We start from the raw sequence: 20,165 nt of genomic DNA, 5'->3' as shown, positions 1-20,165 counted from the left end.
CCGGCAGAGATGCTAGAGGGGGGTCGCGATTGACGTCAATATATTTACGTTTCAGGCTTGTTCCCGCCTCGGCGCGCCGCAGCCTGCGCGAAAGGCGGGCTTCGGGATCGGGCAAGTCGACACAGGGACGGAAGCGTGCGGCGCACGCATGGAAACGATACATATGTGGGAAAGGTCGAACGCGTATGGCCTTTGTCTCGCGGGATGGCGAGAATGTCGACGACAGCAAAGGCCGGTGGCGATTTAAGGAAATATATTGTCTTATATTGAGCGCAGATCCGGGCCTGATCGGGAGGAGCAATGTCGCCGTACCCCCAGCTCATGGAGCCGCTGCATCTGCGCGGCCTCACCTTGCGCAACCGCATCGTGATGGGGGCGATGCACACCCGCCTCGAGACCCTCGACAGGGCGAAGGAACGCCTCGCCGCCTTCTATGGAGCGCGCGCCCGCGGCGAGGTGGGGCTCGTCCTGACCGGGGGCTACGCGCCCAACCCCGAAGGCATGTTCGAGCCCGGCGCACCGAGCCTCTGCGACGCATCAAGGATGGACGAGCACCGCGCAATCGTCGGCGCCGTCCACGACGGCGGAGGCCGGATCGCGCTCCAGATCGTCCACTCGGGCCGCTACGCCAAGCACGGCCTGTGCGTGGGCGCCTCCGCCCTGCGCGCGCGCATCAACCCGATCACTCCGCGCCCGCTCGCGACCGGGGAGGTCTGGCGCACGATCGCAGACTTCGCCACGACCGCCGCGCTGGCGCGCGAGGTGGGCTATGACGGCGTCGAGGTCATGGGATCGGAGGGCTACCTCATCAACCAGTTCACCGCGCCGTGCACCAACCAGCGCTCGGACGAGTTCGGCGGCGGCTTCGACAACCGCGTCCGCTTTCCCGTGGAGATCGTCAGGGCGATCCGGGAGAAAGTCGGCGACGACTTCCTCGTCATCTACCGCATCTCGGCGGTGGACCTCGTCGCAGGCGGTATGCCGGGAGACGAGGTGCAGGAGCTGGCGCGTCGGATGGAGGCGGCCGGTACGGACCTCCTCAACACCGGGATCGGCTGGCACGAATCCGCGATCCCCACCATCGCCGCCGCGGTGCCCCGCGCGGCCTGGAGCTACGCCATCCGCAACGTGAAGGCGGCGGTGGGCATTGCGGTCATCGCCTCGAACCGCATCAACACGCCCGAGGTCGCGCAGGACATCATCGCAGGCGGGGTGGCCGACCTCGTCTCCATGGCGCGGCCGCTTCTCGCCGATCCGGAGTTCGCGAGGAAGGCGCGCCTCGGCCGGGCCGACGAGATCAACACCTGCATCGCCTGCAACCAGGCCTGCCTCGACCGCATCTTCACCGAGCGCACCGCCACGTGCCTCGTCAATCCCCGCGCCGGGCGCGAGATCGAGTTCGCCGACGCCCCGGCGCTGGCGCCGAAGCGGATAGCGGTGGTGGGCGGCGGGCCGGCCGGCATGGCCTTCGCCGTGAACGCCGCCGAGCGCGGGCATCACGTCACGCTCCACGAGGCGGCGCAGGCGCTCGGCGGCCAGCTCAACATGGCGCGGGTCGTGCCGGGCAAGAGCGAGTTCAACGAGATGCTACGCTATTTCCGCACCCGCCTCGCGGCGCTGTCCGTCGAGGTGCGGCTCGGCCATGCTGTCGGCGCGCAGGAGCTCGCCCGGCAAAATTTCGACGAGATCGTCGTCGCCACCGGCGTGCGTCCGCGCCGGCCGGACATCGCCGGCCTCGATCACCCGAAGGTCCTCTCCTATGTGGACGTGCTCGCGCGCCAGGTGGCGGTGGGCCGGCGCGTCGCCATCATCGGCGCGGGCGGCATCGGCTTCGACGTGGCGGAATATCTCGTCGGGGAGGCGCGCGAATCCCTCGTGCCGGAAACCTTCCTGAGCGTCTGGGGGGCGGATGCGAAATTGCGCAGCCCGGGCGGGCTGGCCGCGCCGGCCGGCGAGCCGCCGCCCCGCCAGCTCTTCATGCTCCAGCGCAAGCCGGAGGCGCTGGGCCGCAGGCTCGGCAAGTCCACGGGATGGATCCTCAAGGCGAAGCTGCGGCGCGCCCACGTCGCCATGATCGCGGGCGCCGAATATCGCGCCGTGGACGATGCGGGCCTGCACTATGTCGTCGACGGGGCGCCGCATGTGCTCGACGTGGACCATGTGATTCTGTGCGCCGGCCAGGAGCCCGAGCGGGGCCTCTACGATGGCCTCGTGGCGCTCGGGGCCCCGGCGCGGCTGATCGGGGGGGCGGACGTCGCAGCTGAGCTCGACGCCCTGCGCGCCATTGGTCAGGCCACCCATCTCGCCGTCGCCATCTGAGGCGGGCGACAGGCTCCAGGCGTTACTCCGGCTTCGTGACAGGACGCAACGCTCCGAGGCCGCGACGGCCGCTTCATCACCCACCAGGCCGCCGGGATGTCCGGCGGCTTCACCATGCACGGACAGGGAGTCCCACATGACCGATTTCACCGACCTCCTCTACGAGGCTTCGGGGGGCATCGCCCGCATCACCATCAACCGTCCGGAGAAGTATAACGCCTTCCGCGGGCAGACCTGCGAGGAGCTGATCACAGCCTTCAACCGCGCCGGCTGGGACCGGTCGGTCGGCGTCATCGTGCTCACCGGCTCAGGCGACAAGGCGTTCTGCACGGGCGGCGACCAGTCGGCCCACGACGGCGGCTACGACGGGCGCGGCCTCATCGGCCTGCCGGTGGAAGAGCTGCAGACCGTCATCCGCGACGTGCCGAAGCCGGTGATCGCGCGGGTGAACGGTTTGCCGTCGGCGGCGGCAACGTGCTGGTGACCTGCTGCGACCTCGCCATCGCGTCGGAGACGGCGCAGTTCGGCCAGGTCGGGCCGAAGGTCGGCTCGGTCGATCCCGGCTTCGGCACCGCGCTGCTCGCCCGCACGGTGGGCGAGAAGAAGGCGCGGGAGATCTGGTATCTCTGCCAGCGCTACAAGGCGCAGGAGGCCCTGGAGATCGGGCTGGTGAACCGCGTGGTGCCGGCCGCCGAGCTCGACGCCGAGGTCGCGCGCTGGTGCGAGGAGATCCTCGCCATGAGCCCCACCGCCATCGCCAAGCGCTCGTTCAACTCCGACAGCGAATCCATCCGCGGCATCAGCGCGCTCGGCATGCAGACGCTTGCCCTCTTCTACGAGACCGCCGAATCCAAGGAAGGCGTCGCCGCCTTCATGCAGAAGCGCAAGCCGCGCTTCCGTAGCACGGGCGACTGACCCCGCCGGCCGGCCTTTCCTGGCGAGATGGCGGCGGGAGACGCGGTACTCCGCGCCTTCCTGGCGAGGCGGAGCGCAGCAGCGTGCCGTGCTCCGCGAGGGCGAGCAGGGCGGGAGGCGGGCGGCCGCGCCGTCGTGTCCGGGACAAGGGCGCGCGGCCTTGTCGCGGAGGCCTCCTTCAATAGCAGGGGAATCGAATGAGTTGAGGTCATAGGTTTTGGAGGTTTTGGCGAGGAATTCCTCGTCCATGCGGCGATGAGGCGCTTGGATTTGAGGCTATCCTTCCCTGGCGCCTTGCGCAGGGCGTTGAGGGTGGTACGCTTGAGGGCGGTGAGTTTGCCGGGGCGTTTTTCTTGCGGATGCGGCAGCGTCATCGCAGAAGTTGACGTCGAGCATCCAGTGCAGGGAGTTTTCCACGCCCCAGTGCTGGCGGATGGCGGCACCGAGTTTCTCGGCATCGGCGGGCAGCGAGGCGATGTAGAAGCGCCGCTCCGTGCTCTTGCCGGTGTCGGTTTCGCGGGTGCAAAGCACCATGACGATGGAGCGCAGACCCGCCCAGTCGTGGCGCTGCTTGAGCCAGTCGATATCGTCCGTGGCAAAGACCTGCCGGCTTTGGATGCGGCCATGGCCGGCATCGGTGTCGGTTGCTGTAGAGATGCGGATATTCTTGAAATCATTCGCCATCTGCTCGCTGAACAGCAGCGCGACATCCTCATGCAGGCCGCCTTGGTTGCTCTTGAGGCGGAGCACATAATCCGCGCCCTTGATGGCCAGCAGATCGAGCAGTTCGGGAATGGCGGTGATCTCGTTGGACTTCTCGTCCACCGCCCGCATTCCCAGGGTCAGCTTCTGGGCCGAGCTCCAGGCCGAGACCATATGCACCGTGCCCTTCTTGCCGGCCCGGTCGAAGGAGCGGCGCAAGGTCTTGCCGTCCACCGCGACCACGCCCGCGATGGCGCCGCTCAAGGCTTGCGTCCAGGCGATGAAACACTGCTGGAAGGCGGCAGCATCCAGCGCGCCGAAGATCAGGCCGAGTTGGTCATGGCTCGGCGTGCCGTTCGCAAAGGGCAGGAAGCGGCGCAGAAAAGCGAGCTTCTGCCTGCCGAACAGGTGCGACGCTTACCCAGCCATCGGCCCCGCACAGCACCGCGCAGAAGGTCAGAAGCAGCACTTCGTCGAGTGGATAGAGCACCTTGAGCGCTTGGCGCGGATCGGCCAACTCGGCAAAATGGCTGGCCGAGAGGTCGAGGGCCTCGCGGACCGTGTCACGGACAAATGCGCGATGTGCCCGAGCGGCACGAACTCATGCACCGAAGGCGGCAAAAGCCAGCCCTGATCGACGTCCCATGCGCGAAATATCTTATCCATCACACCAGTGAATCACCGCGCAACCCCGCGGTCCAGATAATTTCTCGGACAGGCTCCTAGGGCAGCTTCACCAGCGAGCGCGCTGGCAGCGTGCCACGTATTCGGCGAAGGTGCCGTGGCGGTGCTCGCCCAGGATGCGCGCGCAATGGCACAACGGCTGGTCCCCCGCCAGGCAGGGCCGGCAGGTGCCGCAGAATTCATACGGATAGAGGATCACCCGGTGGCCCGGTGAGAGGTCCGAGTCCTCCGGCGCCTCGGCCACCTCGCCCACGCCGTCCACCCCCACGATCAGCGGCAGCTCTTGGGTGATGCCGGCGCCCGAGTCGCGCATGTAGAGATCGACGCGATTGACCGACGCCGCCAGCATCCGCACCTTCTCCCACCCTGCGGGAATGGCGGGTTCCGGCATGTCGCCAAGGGCGACCCCCTCCGCCCCGCGTTGCTTCAGAGTGATGGCCTTCATGGCTCTTTCCTCGCTTTATACATGATAACATATTGACCTATCATGGCAAAGCCGACGCTGGGGGTCTCGCCTAGAATCCTAATTTAACGGTACATCCAGTCACCTTGTAGGATGCCGCGGCCGGAGATATAGGTAAATATATTTCCGTAGAAACAGGGAGCACATCATGGCTCTGGATCCCGGGACCCTGTCCCAGCTGCTTGATGCGATCCGCCGCTTCGTCGACGAGCGGCTCATCCCCGCAGAGGCCGAGGTGGCCGAGACCGACGCCATTCCTGCCGAGATCACGGCGGAGATGCGGGAGCTGGGCCTGTTCGGGCTGACAGCGCCGGAGGACTTTGGCGGGCTCGGCCTCACCATGGAGGAGGAGGTGCTTGCGGTGTTCGAGCTTGGTCGCGCCGCGCCGGCGTTCCGCTCCATGTTCGCCACCAACGTGGGCATCGGCATGCAGGGCATCGCCATCGACGGCACGCCGGAGCAGAAGGCGAGATATCTGCCGGGCCTCGCCTCTGGCGAGATCATTGGCTCGTTCGCCCTCACCGAGCCGGAGGTGGGCTCCGACGCCGGGTCGGTCAATACCACGGCGCGCCGCGATGGCGACGTCTATGTGCTGAACGGGACCAAGCGGTTCATCACCAATGCCCCGCATGCCGGGCTGTTCACCGTCATGGCGCGCACCGATCCCAGCCAGAAGGGCGCCTCCGGCGTCTCGGCCTTCGCCGTGGAGCGCGGAACGCCCGGCCTGTCCACCGGCAAGCCGGAAAAGAAGATGGGCCAGCAGGGTGCCCATGTGTGCGACGTCATCTTCGACGATTGCCGGGTGCCAGCAAACGCGCTCATCGGCGGCGTTGAGGGCCAGGGCTTCAAGACCGCCATGAAGGTGCTGGACAAGGGGCGCCTGCACATCGCCGCCGCCTGCGTGGGCCTCGCCGAGCGCATCCTCGACGACATGCTGGCCTATGCGGTGGGTCGCAAGCAGTTCGGCCGGCCCCTGGCCGATTTCCAGCTGCTCCAGGCCATGTTTGCCGATTCGAAGGCAGACGCCTACGCCGCTCGCTGCATGGTGCTCGATGCCGCCCGCAAGCGCGATGCCGGGCAGGACGTGAGCGTGGAAGCCTCCTGCGCCAAGATGTTCGCCTCCGAGGCGGTGGGCCGGATCGCCGACCGTAACGTGCAGGTCCACGGCGGCAACGGCTATATCCGCGAATACCGGGCCGAGCAACTCTATCGCGACGCTCGCCTGTTCCGGATCTATGAGGGAACCACCCAGATCCAGCAGATCATCATCGCCAAGGCGCTCACCGCCGAGGCGAAGGCACGCGCCGGACTCTAGGGACCGGCGCGGCGGCCGGCACTGGCTCGCCTTCATCCGGACGACGGGCAGCGATCTCCGGATCGAGGGCCTTGAAGTTGGTGAGCATCTTGTCGAGGTAGTGGATCACGTGGATCTTGTCCTCGGTGGAGAAGCCGGCCAGCGCCGCGTCGTAATAATCAGCGATGACGGGGCGCATGTTGGCATCCCACAGGCTTCGCCCCTTGGGGGTCAGGCGGATCAGGCGCGAGCGATTGTCGTTGGCATCCACCGTGCGCTCCACATAGTTCATGGCTTCGAGCCGTTGCAAGACGCCGGCGAGGTTCTGGCGAGTAACCAGCAGGAAGGCGGCGAGGTCGCCCACCGCCACGCCCTCGGCGAAAGCGGGGCGCGTGAGGGCGCCGAGCACCGCCCATTGCTGGGTGGTGATCTCATAGTCGTCCAGCGCCCGCGTGCCGGTCTTGTGCAACATGTTGGCGCATTGGTAGAGCCGGAAGAAGAGCCTGTTGCTCAGGCCCGGCGAAATCCCGCGCGAAGTGCCACCATTCTTTTTCATTCCAGCACTTTGACCGCGCCGCACCGCTCGGTCAAGGGATCCCCGGCATGCCGATTTAAGGAAATATATTGACGTAAAAAGCGCGACCCGTTAGAGCAATATCACAAGGGCGGCAGGCGCACTAAAAAAGACCCGTCGTCGGAATAGGCGATAACATGTCGAAATTTCGACGCCTTCGCCCCTGCCCATGACCGTGGAGGACGACCACCGTGCGAGGCTTGAAGGGTAAAATAGTTGTTGTGACTGGCGGTGGCGGCGGGATCGGATCGGCAACCTGCCGGCGCTTCGCCGAGGAGGGCGCCCGCATCGTGGTTGCCGACATCAACGCGGCCGCCGCGGAAAAGGTGACGGAGGAGATCAGGGCTGCCGGCGGCGAGGCCACCATCGCGGTGGTGGACCTCACCGATGCTGCCGCTACCGCAGCCAAGGTAGCCGAAGTAGAGAGCGCCTTCGGCCCCATCGACATCCTGGTCAACAATGCTGGCTGGGACCTGTTCGTGCCGTTCCTGAAGTCGGAGCCCGACTTCTGGACCAAGATCATCGACATCAACCTGCGCTCGGTGCTGAACATCACCAAGCCGGTGCTCGCCTCCATGGTCGCGCGCGGCGTTGCCGGACGCGTGGTCTCCATCGGCTCCGATGCCGGGCGCGTTGGCTCCTCTGGCGAGGCGGTCTATGCTGCCTGCAAGGCCGGGGTCATCGCCTTCATGAAGACGCTCGCCCGCGAGCATGCGCGCAACGGCATCACCTTCAACACCGTGTGCCCGGGCGTCACCGAGACCGCCATGCTGGAAAGCTTCATGGATGCGGCCGGCGACAAGGACAAGCTGCGCGTCGCCTTCACCCGCGCGGTGCCGCTCGGCCGGCTGGGCAAGCCCGACGACCTGCCGGGTGCCATCGTGTTCCTGTCCAGTGATGATGCCGCCTTCATCACCGGCCAGGTGATCTCGGTCTCCGGCGGTCTCACCATGCACGGCTGAGGGAAGATCATGAGCTATACTGACATTCTCTACGATATCCGCGGCGGCGCCGCCTGGATCACCATCAACCGGCCGGACAAATACAATGCCTTCCGCGGCCACACCGTGGACGAGCTCATCCACGCCTTCCAGACCGCAGGCTGGGACCGCAAGGTCGGCGTGATCGTGCTGACCGGTGTCGGCGACAAGGCGTTCTGCACCGGCGGCGACCAGTCGGCCCACGACGGCCGGTATGACGGGCGCGGCGTCATCGGCCTGCCCATCGACGAGTTGCAGAGCCTGATCCGCGACGTGCCGAAGCCGGTCATCGCCCGCGTCAACGGCTTCGCCATCGGCGGCGGCAATGTGCTCGCCACCATCTGCGACCTCACCATCGCCTCCGACAAGGCCCAGTTCGGCCAGGTGGGCCCCAAGGTGGGCTCGGTGGATCCGGGCTTCGGCACCGCCTATCTCGCCCGCGTGGTCGGCGAGAAGAAGGCCCGCGAGATCTGGTACCTCAACAAGCGCTACACCGCTGCAGAGGCGCTCGCCATGGGCCTCGCCAACGCCGTCGTGCCCCATGAGGAACTGGACGCCGAGGTGGACCGCTGGGTCGCCGAGTTGATGGACCGCTCGCCCACGGCCCTGGCGCTGGCCAAGGTCTCGTTCAACGCCGACAGCGAGAGCATCCGGGGCATCTCCGCCCTCGGCATGCGCGCGCTCAGCCTCTACTATGACACCGACGAGAGCAAGGAGGGCGGTGTCGCCTTCCGCGAGAAGCGCAAGCCCGATTTCCGCAAGTTCGGAAAGTAGGCCGGACGGCCACCGGGCAGATGGGCCTGCCGTCTTGCCCGGTGGCTTCAGTCCCCCGAACGGGCGTGTGCCGTGACGCGATCCTGTCCCGCCAAGGGGCGCCAGAGGCGACACGGCGCCGCCATGCCGGTGTCAGGGCGCCGGCATGGCGGCAACGGCCCGTGAGGCCGCGGGGTGCGCGGTCGCAGCGGCAGGATCGATGCAGGGCGCAGGACGTGCGCATCAAGGGCTCTCGCCGCGGTGGCGGGCGCGCCGCGACGGCGCCGGCCCGCGACACTTAAAGGCTGCACTAAAGCGGCCACAGCTCAGTCCGGCAGGAAAAGCCAAGGTAGGGAACCCCATGAATCCGACGGCATATCCAACGGTTTTCGACAATGAAGACCTGATCGCCTTGCGCGACCTCGCCGCCAAGTTCGCCGCCGAGCGCCTCGCGCCGGGTTATCGGGAACGCGAGCGCACCGGCAGCTTCGGCAAGGATCTGGTACGCGAGATGGGCAGCCTCGGCCTGATCGCCCCCGAGCTGCCCGAGGAGTTCGGCGGTATCGGCTCCGGCAGCATGTATTCAGGCGTCATCATCGAGGAGATCGCCAAGGGCGACTTCAACTTCGGCTACGTGAATATCCTCGCCTCCCTGAACGGCCAGATCCTCGCGAATTTTGCCAATCCCGAGATCAAGGGCTACTGGCTGCCCAAGCTCACTGCTGGCGAGATCATGCTGGCCATCGCGCTGACCGAGCCGCGCGGTGGCTCGGACGCGGCCAATCTCGGCCTCAGGATGGAGCGCTCCGGCGACCACTATGTCCTCAACGGCGAGAAGACCTCCATCTCCGCCGCCGACCAGGCCGCCGCCGCCGTCGTCTTCGCCCGCACCGGCAAGCCCGAGGACAAGGCGCACGGCGTCTCCGCAATCTTCGTGCCCATGGACACTCCCGGCATCTCGACGACCCGCTTCACCGACGTGGGTCAGCATGCCATCGGGCGCGGTTCCATCTTCTTCGACAACGTCAGGGTGCCGGTAGATCACCTGCTGGGGGAGGAGAACAAAGGCTTCGTGCAGGTGATGCAGGGCTTCGACTTCTCGCGCTCGCTCATCGGCCTGCAATGCCTCGGCACGGCTCGCCAGTCCCTCACCGAGACCTGGGCCTACATTGGCGAGCGGCGAGCCTTCGGCAAGCCGCTCGCCTCCTTTCAGGGCATCACCCACCAACTCGCCGATTTCGACACCCGCGTCGAAGGCGCGCGGCTGCTGAGCTATAACGCATTGTGGCTCAAGGACAACGGCCTGCCGCACGTGGCGGAGGCGGCGATGGCCAAGTGGTGGCCGCCGCTCCTCGCCTATGAGGCGATCCACGCCTGCCTGCTGATCCACGGCCACGCCGCCTATTCCACCGAGTTGCCGTTCGAGCAGCGGCTGCGGGACGTGCTCGGCCTGCAGATCGGCGACGGCACCGCGCACATCATGAAGAACATCATCGCCCGTGAACGGGCGGGCCGGGCAGCGGTTAACAGCTGATCCAAGAGAAGGGGAGGAAACCATGAAGTTCGACGCTGTCCTCATCGAGCCGCGCCGCGCCCGGATGGAGGCCGAAGGCTTCTGGCCGGGCAAGACCCTGCTCGACTATTTCGACGTCTGCCTCGCCGAGAAGCCAGATGCCATCGCTCTGGTGAGCGTCGTAGTCGGTACCGGCGCACGGCGTGACTTCACCTATGCCGAGATCGACCGTCTGGCCTGGCGTGCTGCGGCCGGGCTCCACCGGCTTGGCCTCGGAAAGGACGACGTTCTTTCGAGCCAGCTTCCCAATGGCTGGGAGTTCGTTGTTCTCTACATCGCCTGCCTCCGGCTCGGCATCGTCTTCAACCCGGTGATGCCCATCTTCCGCGAGCACGAGCTCTCCTTCATGCTCCGCCATGGCGAGGCCCATGCATTCGCCATTCCCAAGACCTTCCGCGGCTTCGACCATGAGGCCATGGCCGAGGCGCTTCAGCGCGAGATGCCTGATCTTCAGCATCTGATCGTCGTGAACGGTGAGGGACCGAACAGCTTTGACGCGCTGCTGATGGACCCCGCCCTCGACGCCGAAGTGGCTGCCCTGCGCGAGATCAGCGCCCGCGACCGGGGCGATGCCAACGACGTGTGCCAGTTCATCTACACATCGGGCACCACCGGCGAGCCCAAGGGCGTGATGCACACCGCCAACACCATGTACTCCAACCTCGTCGCCTATTCCGACCGGCTCGGGCTCGGCGCCTCCGACGTCATCCTGATGGCCTCGCCCATGGCCCACCAGACAGGCTTCATGTACGGCTTCCCCATGCCGATGATGCTCAAGGCCCGCATGGTGCTGATGGACAGCTGGGACAAGGCTCTGGCCGCGCGGCTGATCGCGCAGGAGCATGTCACCTTCACGATGGCGTCCACGCCCTTCCTCATGGACCTTAGCAATGCGGTGGAGGAACTCGGCACGGATTCCTCCTCCCTGCGCATCTTCCTCTCCGCCGGCACGACCATTCCCGGGCCGCTGGTGGAGCGGGCGCGAAAGGCGCTGGGCGCCAAGATCATCTCCGCCTGGGGCATGACCGAGAACGGCGCGGTGACACTCGTCTCCCCTTCCGACCCCGATGAACGCTCTGTCAACACGGACGGCTTTCCCCTCCCGGGCATGGAACTTCAGATCCGCAACGCGAACGGAGAGGTGGTCCCGGTGGGCCAGGAAGGCGCGCTCTATGTGCGCGGCTGCTCCAATTTCGGCGGTTATCTGAAACGGCCCCAATGGAACGCCACCGATGCCGAGGGCTGGTTCGACACCGGCGACATCGCCCGCACGGACGAGAAGGGGTATATCCGCATCTGCGGGCGGACCAAGGACGTGATCATCCGCGGAGCGGAAAACCTGCCCGTGGTGGAGATCGAGGCGGTGCTCTACAAGCACCCGGATATCCAGCAGGTTGCCATCGTCGCCTATCCCGACGAGCGCCTCGGCGAGCGCGCCTGCTCCTTCGTCGTGCCGAAGCAGGGCAAGACCTTTTCCTTCGAGGAGATGGTTCGCTTCCTCGACAGCCAGCATCTGGCCAAGCAATATTATCCCGAGCGGCTGGAGGTCTGTGACCAGCTACCGTCCACCGCCTCCGGCAAGATCCAGAAGTTCGCTTTGCGCACCATGCTGCGCGAAGCCTACGAGAAGTCCCGGTCATGACCTTGCCCCAGCGTCCATGCGCGCCGAACGCGCGCAATACCCGCGCGGCGCGCTTCCCTCATGTCTGCGGGTGAGACTGTCATGTCCGACCCTGTTCATTCCATCGTCGACGACGGCGTCGCCCTCGTCACCATCGATAATCCACCGGTCAACGTCACCTCCGAAGCCGTGCGGCAAGGCCTTGCGCGCGCGCTCGATGACGCCGAGGCCGCGGGAGTGACGCGGGTGGTGCTCACGGGCGCCGGCAAGGTCTTCATCGCCGGCGCCGACGCCAGGGAGTTCGCCGCCCCGCCCGTGGCGCCCCACCTGCCGGACATCATCCGCCGGATCGAGGATTTTCCGGTTCCGGTGGTGGCGGCCATCAATGGCGCCGCCCTCGGCGGCGGGCTGGAGATCGCGCTCGCATGCCGGGCGCGCGTCGTTGCGCCGGGCGCGACTTTGGGCCTGCCGGAAGTGACGCTCGGCGTCGTGCCCGGTGCCGGCGGCACCCAGCTTCTGCCGCGGCTCATCGGCCTTGAGCCGGCCCTGTCGCTCATCGGTGAGGGCCGGGTGATCGACGCGAGCGAGGCACAGGCCCTTGGGCTGGTGGATGGGGTCGCTGCCGATCCGGCGACCGCCGCCCGCACCTTTGCTGTTCCCAGCCGGCCCGCCACCGGTGCCTTGCCGGCCCCGCCCCCCGATCCGGGCGCGGTGGAGGCAGTGCGCAAGCAGGCGGCAAGGCGCAGCCCGGGCCAGATCGCACCCTTGAAGGCCATCGATCTCGTTGACGCCTCCACCCGCCTGCCGCTTGACGAGGGTTTGGCGCTGGAGCGCGAGACCTTCCTCGCACTGAAGACCTCGGATCAGGCGGCGGCCTTGCGCCATGTCTTCTTTGCCGAGCGCGCCGCGATGGCGCAGGGAAAAGGCGGCGGGGCGAACATCACCTCCGCCGTGGTGGTGGGCGGCGGCACCATGGGCGCCGGCATTGCCTACGCCCTGGCCGGAGACGGCATTTCGGTGGCGCTGGTGGAAAGCGATGCCGCCGGCGTCGAGCGGGCGCGGGCCAATGTGGCGCGGCTCTACGCGGATGCGGTGAAGCGGGGCAAGACCACCGTTGAAGCCGCCGAGGCGGAGCAGGCGACGCGCTTCAGCTTCCACGAGGGCTATGGCGCGTTGCCTCCGGCGGATTTCGCCATAGAGGCGGTGTTCGAGGACATGGAGGTCAAGCGGCAGGTCTTCGCCGCCCTCGACGCGGCGCTGCCGGAAGGCGCCATCCTTGCCACCAACACCTCCTATCTCGACGTGAACCGGGTCGGCGAAGGCGTGCGCCATCCGGAGCGCTTCCTCGGCCTGCATTTCTTCAGCCCGGCCCACGTGATGAAGCTCGTGGAGGTGATAAGGGCGGGGACCACCTCCGCCGCAACGCTGGCGACGGCGCTGCGCCTCGCCGCGCGGCTCAAGAAGATCCCCGTGCTGGCCGGCGTGTGCGACGGCTTCATCGGCAACCGCATCCTGACCCGCTATCGCCAGACCTGCGACATCATGCTGATGGAAGGCGCCCTGCCGGCCCAGGTGGATCAGGCACTGCGCGGCTTCGGCATGGCCATGGGGCCGTATGAGGTGCAGGACCTCTCCGGCCTCGACATCGCCTATGCCAACCGGAAAAGGCTCGGCTGGCGTACGAAGGACGGCTTCCGCTACATCCCCATCGCCGACCGGATCGTCGAGGAGACCGGCCGGCTCGGCCGCAAGACGGGCGCCGGCTGGTATGATTACGACGGCGGCAAGGCCTCTGCGTCCGCATTGATCGACGAGATCGTGGTGGAGGAATCCACCCGCGCCGGCATCGTGCGCCGCACCTTCTCCGACGCGGAGATCGTCACTCGCGCCATCAGCTCCATGATCGAGGAAGGCTTTCGCATCCTCGAGGAGAGCATCGCCGCGCGCGCTGCCGACATCGACCTCGTGATGATCCACGGCTACGCCTTCCCGCGCTGGCGCGGCGGCCCGATGCACTACGCCGGCCGCGTCGGCCTGTCCGAAATCCTCCGCCGGATTGAGGCCTTCGCCGCGGAAGACCCGCTGTCCTGGGGCATTCCCGAGCTCCTGCGCCGCGCCGCGCGCGAGGGGCTGGGCCCGGACGACCTGAAGGGGCAAGCATGACCCAAGCTTTCATCTGCGACTATATCCGCACCCCCATCGGCCGTTACGGCGGCGCGCTCGCACCTGTGCGCGCCGACGACCTCGCCGCGCTGCCGCTCGCGGCCCTCCTCCAGCGCAATCCCGGCCTTGATCCCGCCGCCGTGGAGGAGGTGTGGATGGGCTGCGCCAATCAGGCGGGCGAGGACAACCGCAACGTGGCGCGTATGGCGGCGCTGCTCGCCGGCCTGCCGCAGAGCGTGCCGGGCGCCACGGTGAACCGCTTGTGCGGCTCCGGGCTGGAGGCAGTGGCAGCGGCCGCCCGCGCCATAAGGTCCGGCGATATGGAGCTCGCCATCGCTAGCGGCGTGGAAAGCATGACCCGTGCGCCCTTTGTGATTCCCAAGGGGTCTTCCGCCTGGTCGCGCGCCTCCGGGATCCACGACACCACCATCGGCTGGCGCTTCGTCAATCCGCGCATGGCCGAAGCCTACGGCACCGATTCGATGCCCGAGACGGCGCAGAATCTCGCCGACGAGCACGCCATCTCCCGGGAGGACCAGGACGCCTTCGCGTTGCGCTCCCAGGAGAGGACAGCGGCGGCCCAGGCGAGCGGCCGGCTTGCCGCGGAGATCCTTTCGGTCACCGTGGCCCTCGGCCGCGGCAAGACCCAGGAGGTGGACAAGGACGAGCATCCGCGCGCCACGACCCTCGCCGACCTCGCGCGGCTCAAGCCCATCACCCGGCCCGACGGCTCGGTGACCGCCGGCAATGCCAGCGGTGTGAATGACGGTGCGGCGGCGCTGATCCTCGCGTCCGAGGCGGCGGCGAAGCGCTTTGGGCTTACCCCCCTTGCCCGCGTGGTGGTCGGGGCTTCTGCCGGCGTCGCGCCGCGCATCATGGGTATCGGCCCGGTTCCGGCGGTGGAGACGCTCTGCGCCAAGACCGGGGTCGGGCTCGATACCATCGACATCATCGAGCTGAACGAGGCCTTTGCCGCCCAATCCCTCGCGGTGCTGCGGGCGCTTCGCCTCGCCGATGACGATCCCCGGGTGAACCCCAATGGCGGCGCCATCGCGCTCGGCCATCCCCTCGGCATGAGCGGGGCGCGCATCGCCGGATCGGCGGCGCTGGAGCTGGCGCGGGGCACGGGTCGCTACGCCGTCGCGACCATGTGCGTGGGCGTCGGCCAGGGCGCCGCGCTGTTGCTGGAACGAATCTGAGAATACGGGAGGAACAGCCGTGACGGGAGAAGTGAAACTGAAAGCGGAGGACGCGCCGGACCTGTCGGCCTTTCAATGGGACGATGCGTTCCGTCTTGAGAGCCAGCTCTCCGAGGAGGAACGAATGTTGCGCGATGCCGCCCGCACCTATGCCCAGGAGAAGCTGCAGCCCCGCGCCATCGCCGCCTATCGCGACGAGTTGACCGACCCCTCGATCTTCCGGGAGATGGGGGAGATGGGCCTGCTCGGCCCCACCATCCCGGAGGAATACGGCGGCGCCGGCGCCTCCTACGTGGCATATGGCCTCATCGCGCGCGAGATTGAGCGGGTGGATTCCGGCTATCGCAGCATGATGTCGGTGCAGTCGTCACTGGTCATGTATCCCATCTATGCCTACGGCTCGGAGGAGCAGCGCAGAAAATACCTGCCGAAGCTCGCCTCCGGTGAGTGGATCGGCTGCTTCGGCCTCACCGAGCCCGATGCCGGATCCGATCCCGCCGGCATGAAGACCACGGCCAAGAAGACCGCCACGGGCTATGTGCTGAACGGCTCCAAGACCTGGATCTCCAACGCCCCCATCGCCGATGTCTTCGTGATCTGGGCCAAGTCCGAGGCGCATGGTGGCAAGATCCGCGGCTTCGTGCTGGAGAAAGGCACGAAGGGCCTTTCGGCGCCGAAGATCGGCGGCAAGCTCTCCCTGCGCGCCTCCATCACCGGCGAGGTCGTGATGGCGGACGTGGAGGTGGGCGAGGATACCCTCCTGCCCAACGTGGAGGGGCTGAAGGGTCCCTTCGGCTGCCTCAACCGCGCGCGCTACGGCATCTCCTGGGGCGTGCTCGGCGCCGCCGAGTTCTGCTTCCATGCGGCGCGCCAGTACGGCCTCGACCGCAGGCAGTTCAAGCGGCCGCTTGCCAACACCCAGATCTTCCAGCTCAAGCTCGCCAACATGCTCACCGAAATTTCCCTCGGCCTTCAGGCGTCGCTGCGTGTCGGCCGGCTCCTGGACGAGGCCAACGCCGCCCCCGAGATGATTTCCCTCATCAAGCGCAACAATTGCGGCAAGGCGCTGGAGATCGCCCGCTTCGCCCGCGACATGCACGGCGGCAACGGCATCTCCGGGGAGTTCCAGGTGTTCCGCCACATGGCCAACCTCGAGACGGTGAACACCTACGAGGGCACCCACGATATCCATGCCTTGATCCTCGGCCGCGCCATCACCGGCCTGCAAGCGTTCTTCTGAGGAGAGCCAAGATGAAGGTGCTCGTGCCCGTGAAGCGGGTGATCGACTACAATGTGAAAGCCCGCGTGAAGGCGGACGGCTCGGGCGTCGAGCTCGCCAACGTGAAGATGTCCATGAACCCGTTCGACGAGATCGCCGTGGAGGAGGCGATCCGCCTGAAGGAGAAGGGCGTCGTTTCGGAGATCTTGGTGGTCTCCATCGGCGTGAAGGCGGCGCAGGAGACCTTGCGCACGGCCCTCGCCATGGGGGCCGACCGGGCCCTCCTGATCGAGGCCGCCGACGATGTGAACGTTGATATCGAACCGCTCGCCGTGGCCAAGTTGCTGGCGAAGGTGGTGAAGGCGGAGGCGCCCGGCCTTGTCTTCGCCGGCAAGCAAGCCATCGACAACGACATGAATGCCACCGGCCAGATGCTGGCGGCGCTGCTTGGCTGGGCGCAGGCGACCTTCGCCTCCCAGGTGGAGGTCCAGGGCGACACCGCCACCGTCACCCGCGAGGTGGACGGTGGGCTTCAGACCCTCAAGGTGAAGCTGCCGGCCATCATCACGGCTGATCTCAGGCTCAACGAACCGCGCTACGCATCGCTGCCCAACATCATGAAGGCCAAGAAGAAGCCGCTGGAGATGAAAACCGCGGCCGACTACGGCGTCGATGTCACGCCGCGCCTCACCGTGGTGAGGACGCAAGAGCCGCCGGTCCGCAAGGCAGGCGTGAAGGTCGGCTCGGTGGACGAGCTGATCGCGAAACTCAAGGACGAGGCAGGAGTGATCTGAGATGGCTGTTCTGCTGATTGCCGACCTGAAGGGCGGCACCCTTGGCCGCGATGCCACTGCGAAGGCGCTGCAGGCCGTCTCAAGCCTTGGCGAGGTGCATGTGCTGGTGGCGGGCGATGGGGTGGCGGGCGCCGCGGCCGAGGCGGCGAACCTCGCCGGTGTGGCCAAGGTGCTCGCGGCCGAAGCGCCGGCCTATGGCAAGGGCCTTGCCGAGCCGCTGGCCGACCTGATCGTCTCGCTGGCGGGTGGCTATAGCCATATCGTCGCTCCCGCGACGGCGGCGGCCAAGAATGTGCTGCCGCGCGTGGCGGCGCTGCTGGACATGATGGTGATCCCGGACGTGTCGGCCGTGATCAATGCCGAGACCTTCGCGCGGCCGATCTATGCGGGCAATGCCATCCAGACCGTCAGATCGTCCGACACGGTGAAGGTCTTCACCGTGCGCACCGCCTCCTTCACGCCGGCGGCTGGGGGCGGCGCAGCGTCGGTGGAAACCGTCAAGGGTCCGGCCGATACGGGCCTGTCCACCTTCGTCGAGGACAAGGTGGCGGTAAGCGAACGGCCAGAGCTGACCAGCGCGAAGGTCATCGTCTCCGGCGGGCGCGGCATGGGTTCTGCCGAGAATTTCGCCTTCATCACGGCGCTCGCCGACAAGCTCGGCGCCGCGGTGGGGGCAAGTCGCGCGGCGGTGGATGCGGGCTTCGCGCCCAACGACTGGCAGGTGGGCCAGACCGGCAAGGTGGTGGCGCCCGACGTCTATCTGGCGGTGGGCATCTCCGGCGCCATCCAGCACCTCGCCGGCATGAAAGATTCGAAAGTCATCGTCGCCATCAACAAGGACGAGGAGGCGCCCATCTTCCAGGTGGCTGACTATGGCCTCGTAGGCGACCTCTTCCAGATCCTTCCGGAACTGACAAGCAAGCTCTGAGCCCGGCTGCACTCCTCCAGCGTAAGGCCAATGCAAGTAAAGAAAGACGCAATGGCCGAGATCCAAAGGGAGGCGATGGCCTATGATGTCGTGATCGTCGGCGCGGGCTCTGCAGGCCTTGCCGCCGCGATCCGACTGAAGCCGCTTGATCCCCAATCGCCCTGGTGGTGCTGGAGAAAGGCTCGGAGGTTGGCGCCCACATCCTTTCCGGCGCGGTGCTCGATCCGTGCGGGCTCGATGCGCTCATCCCTGACTGGCGCGAGCGGGATGCGCCAGTCACTGTCCCCGAGCGCGAGGACAATTTCCATTTCCTCACTGCCAAGGGCGGGATGCGCATCCCCAATTGTCCCATGCCGCCGCTGATGTCGAACCACGGCGCCTACATCGTCTCCATGGGCAATGTGTGCCGCTGGATGGCGCGGCAGGCGGAAGATCTGGGCATCGAGATCTTCCCTGGCATGGCCTGCTCGGCTCTCGTCTACGGCGAGGACGGGGAGGTGAAAGGCGTTATCGCCGGCGAGTTCGGCCGCGCTGCCGATGGAAGCCATGGCCCCGCCTATGAACCGGGCATGGAGTTGCACGGCAAATATGTCTTTCTCGGAGAAGGGGTGCGCGGCTCCCTGGCCAAGAAGGTGATCACGACGCGGCCAGACCGTGGAACCGGTGTTCGGTCAAATGAAGAAGACCCAGCACGCGGAGCGCTTCATGATGCGCGGCGAGCAGGAGACCAAGGGCGAGTGGAGCCTGCACTGCTCCGCCCACAACATCAAGAAACTACACTCGGAGTCCGTCCGCCGTGGCCGGAAAGGCGGAAAATGGCTCTGGAATTGAGGCTATAGCGCGGGGGACGCGGCCATCGACCGCGAAAAACAGCCGGCGACCGCTTCATGCCGCCAATCCCGACCTATTCTGCAACGGGCTCATAGGCGCTTTGCAAAAGCTCACGTGGACCAGCACGTTTTTTCCAACTGGACACCGCCTGGATCGTCTCGAGGAAGGCCCCAGGTGGACATGATCAAATGGACGAAACTGAGTAAAAGCACAGCAAAATAACGGAGATATTGTTGTGTGTCGTGTCATTTCAGAAGCATTTATTGCAAGCAAGGATCCGAAGTCCATCATCCTTATGCTATCCACCCAACTTGCGTCATTATGTTCAATGACGACATCTCCAGATGGATGGATAATGAAATTTGATACAGGCCGAGCGATTATGAATACAACTGTAAATATGCTTATGATGCGGGTCGAGGCCGATGATCTAATCGGATCATATTCGATCAAGACAGTCATAGAGGGGCACTTATTGGAGAGTGATGGCTTCACACAAAAAACGTTGTTATGGGTGGCAGCTAGGGCTGAGCCATTTGCCTCGTTGGAAGATTACACCACCGTGATTATTGGGCGCGCAAGGCCTCTTTGACAGTGACGACACTAGAGCACGCGCCGATCAGCTTGCATCGCAAGCTGATCGGATAACGCGTTCTCTCACTTGAAGTTGGAGGGCGATTCACCGATCAGATTGATTCAATCTGATCGGATCGCGCTCTAATGGCGTCGCGGAGTAATTCATGTATTCGAATACACCCTGGTCTCTACTGAGTACATGAACGAGCACCGCTAATTTTGTGTCGAGAGTCGTAAAGCAAATCGTGCCCACTCAGCGTTCCCGGAGGCTACCCGTTCGCGTCGCTATCTTGGTGTGGGTCGAAATAGATCTCCGTCACCCGAAATCGCCCCCCTGCTCTCCTGCACTGAACGATGACGTCGATCGCGATCTTCAGCAGGTCGCGGATATCGCTCAGCTCAGAATCAAGTTTACCATCAGATTCCTTCACTGTCAATCGGAACGGAAACCCCAAAATCCGCGATGGAAATTTGATCGAGTAGGCTGGCCGGGCAACCGCTGATTCCAATCCCGTTTTGCGTCTTGATCCCTGACCCGACGGCTTCAGAAACCGTCTTTTGGGACGATCCAACCGCA

15 protein-coding genes and 4 pseudogenes are annotated in these 20,165 nt (G+C 66.0%); 14 read left to right on the top strand and 5 right to left on the bottom strand.

Annotated features, from left to right (window positions below; all coding sequences use genetic code 11):
- The first annotated feature begins 300 nt into the window (after positions 1-300).
- Positions 301-2,319, top strand: a complete 2,019-nt coding sequence (locus ABLE93_RS22380) for an NADPH-dependent 2,4-dienoyl-CoA reductase (RefSeq protein WP_348841984.1) — start codon at positions 301-303, stop codon at positions 2,317-2,319.
- A gap of 136 nt (positions 2,320-2,455) precedes the next feature.
- A pseudogene (locus ABLE93_RS22375) lies at positions 2,456-3,234 on the top strand (enoyl-CoA hydratase-related protein).
- A 276-nt stretch (positions 3,235-3,510) separates the two neighbouring features.
- On the opposite strand, the gene ABLE93_RS22370 reads toward ABLE93_RS22375, so the two are convergent.
- From ABLE93_RS22370 to ABLE93_RS22360, 3 genes and pseudogenes are all read right to left on the bottom strand, one after another.
- Positions 3,511-4,305, bottom strand: coding sequence for an ISAs1 family transposase (locus tag ABLE93_RS22370; protein WP_348842012.1), 795 nt, complete (start codon positions 4,303-4,305; stop codon positions 3,511-3,513).
- Between the two features lie 163 nt (positions 4,306-4,468).
- Positions 4,469-4,602 (bottom strand): annotated as a pseudogene (locus tag ABLE93_RS22365) (IS5/IS1182 family transposase); the annotation flags it as partial.
- 67 nt (positions 4,603-4,669) lie between these two features.
- Positions 4,670-5,065 (bottom strand): alcohol dehydrogenase catalytic domain-containing protein, encoded by a 396-nt coding sequence (locus tag ABLE93_RS22360; protein WP_348841983.1) that lies wholly within the window; start codon positions 5,063-5,065, stop codon positions 4,670-4,672.
- A 166-nt stretch (positions 5,066-5,231) separates the two neighbouring features.
- Between ABLE93_RS22360 and ABLE93_RS22355 the strand changes: the two genes are divergently transcribed.
- Complete coding sequence (locus ABLE93_RS22355) at positions 5,232-6,398, top strand: acyl-CoA dehydrogenase family protein (protein WP_348841982.1); 1,167 nt, start codon at positions 5,232-5,234, stop codon at positions 6,396-6,398.
- On the opposite strand, the gene ABLE93_RS22350 is transcribed toward ABLE93_RS22355, so the two are convergent.
- Complete coding sequence (locus tag ABLE93_RS22350) at positions 6,364-6,933, bottom strand: MarR family winged helix-turn-helix transcriptional regulator (RefSeq protein WP_348841981.1); 570 nt, start codon at positions 6,931-6,933, stop codon at positions 6,364-6,366. The two genes, ABLE93_RS22355 and ABLE93_RS22350, sit on opposite strands and share 35 nt — an antisense overlap.
- Before the next feature lie 209 nt (positions 6,934-7,142).
- Here ABLE93_RS22350 and ABLE93_RS22345 point away from each other — a divergent pair, with 209 nt between their 5' ends.
- The 11 genes and pseudogenes from ABLE93_RS22345 to ABLE93_RS22295 all read left to right on the top strand — a co-directional run bounded on the left by ABLE93_RS22345 (position 7,143) and on the right by ABLE93_RS22295 (position 19,604).
- Complete coding sequence (locus ABLE93_RS22345) at positions 7,143-7,913, top strand: SDR family NAD(P)-dependent oxidoreductase (RefSeq protein WP_348841980.1); 771 nt, start codon at positions 7,143-7,145, stop codon at positions 7,911-7,913.
- Between the two features lie 9 nt (positions 7,914-7,922).
- Positions 7,923-8,705 carry a 2-ketocyclohexanecarboxyl-CoA hydrolase gene (gene badI / locus ABLE93_RS22340; RefSeq protein ID WP_348841979.1) on the top strand — a complete coding sequence of 261 codons (783 nt, stop codon included), beginning with the start codon at positions 7,923-7,925 and terminating at the stop codon, positions 8,703-8,705.
- A 340-nt stretch (positions 8,706-9,045) separates the two neighbouring features.
- Entirely contained in the window at positions 9,046-10,218 is a 1,173-nt protein-coding gene (gene aliB / locus ABLE93_RS22335; protein ID WP_348841978.1) for a cyclohexanecarboxyl-CoA dehydrogenase, read from the top strand.
- A gap of 22 nt (positions 10,219-10,240) precedes the next feature.
- On the top strand, positions 10,241-11,899 hold the full coding sequence (gene aliA / locus ABLE93_RS22330) for a cyclohexanecarboxylate-CoA ligase (protein WP_348841977.1): 1,659 nt from the start codon (positions 10,241-10,243) through the stop codon (positions 11,897-11,899).
- A gap of 81 nt (positions 11,900-11,980) precedes the next feature.
- Positions 11,981-14,041, top strand: a complete 2,061-nt coding sequence (locus ABLE93_RS22325) for an FAD-dependent oxidoreductase (RefSeq protein WP_348841976.1) — start codon at positions 11,981-11,983, stop codon at positions 14,039-14,041.
- On the top strand, positions 14,038-15,240 hold the full coding sequence (gene pcaF / locus ABLE93_RS22320) for a 3-oxoadipyl-CoA thiolase (RefSeq protein WP_348841975.1): 1,203 nt from the start codon (positions 14,038-14,040) through the stop codon (positions 15,238-15,240). The genes ABLE93_RS22325 and pcaF overlap by 4 nt, the downstream gene beginning before the upstream one ends.
- 31 nt (positions 15,241-15,271) lie before the next feature.
- Positions 15,272-16,480, top strand: a complete 1,209-nt coding sequence (locus ABLE93_RS22315; RefSeq protein ID WP_348842011.1) for an acyl-CoA dehydrogenase — start codon at positions 15,272-15,274, stop codon at positions 16,478-16,480.
- Between the two features lie 11 nt (positions 16,481-16,491).
- Entirely contained in the window at positions 16,492-17,253 is a 762-nt protein-coding gene (locus tag ABLE93_RS22310; RefSeq protein WP_348841974.1) for an electron transfer flavoprotein subunit beta/FixA family protein, read from the top strand.
- 1 nt (position 17,254) lies between these two features.
- A complete protein-coding gene (locus ABLE93_RS22305; protein ID WP_348841973.1) occupies positions 17,255-18,181 on the top strand; it encodes an electron transfer flavoprotein subunit alpha/FixB family protein in 927 nt (308 codons plus the stop codon).
- 51 nt (positions 18,182-18,232) lie between these two features.
- Positions 18,233-18,819, top strand: a pseudogene (locus tag ABLE93_RS22300) (NAD(P)/FAD-dependent oxidoreductase); the annotation flags it as partial.
- Between the two features lie 428 nt (positions 18,820-19,247).
- Entirely contained in the window at positions 19,248-19,604 is a 357-nt protein-coding gene (locus tag ABLE93_RS22295) for a hypothetical protein (RefSeq protein WP_348841972.1), read from the top strand.
- Between the two features lie 253 nt (positions 19,605-19,857).
- Here the strand turns inward: ABLE93_RS22295 and ABLE93_RS22290 are convergent.
- Positions 19,858-20,025, bottom strand: a pseudogene (locus tag ABLE93_RS22290) (P-type DNA transfer ATPase VirB11); the annotation flags it as partial.
- Positions 20,026-20,165: the final 140 nt, after the last annotated feature.

This window comes from Xanthobacter pollutisoli (assembly GCF_040044995.1).
Classification (GTDB): domain Bacteria; phylum Pseudomonadota; class Alphaproteobacteria; order Rhizobiales; family Xanthobacteraceae; genus Xanthobacter.
This window is presented reverse-complemented; position numbering and strand designations above follow the sequence as displayed.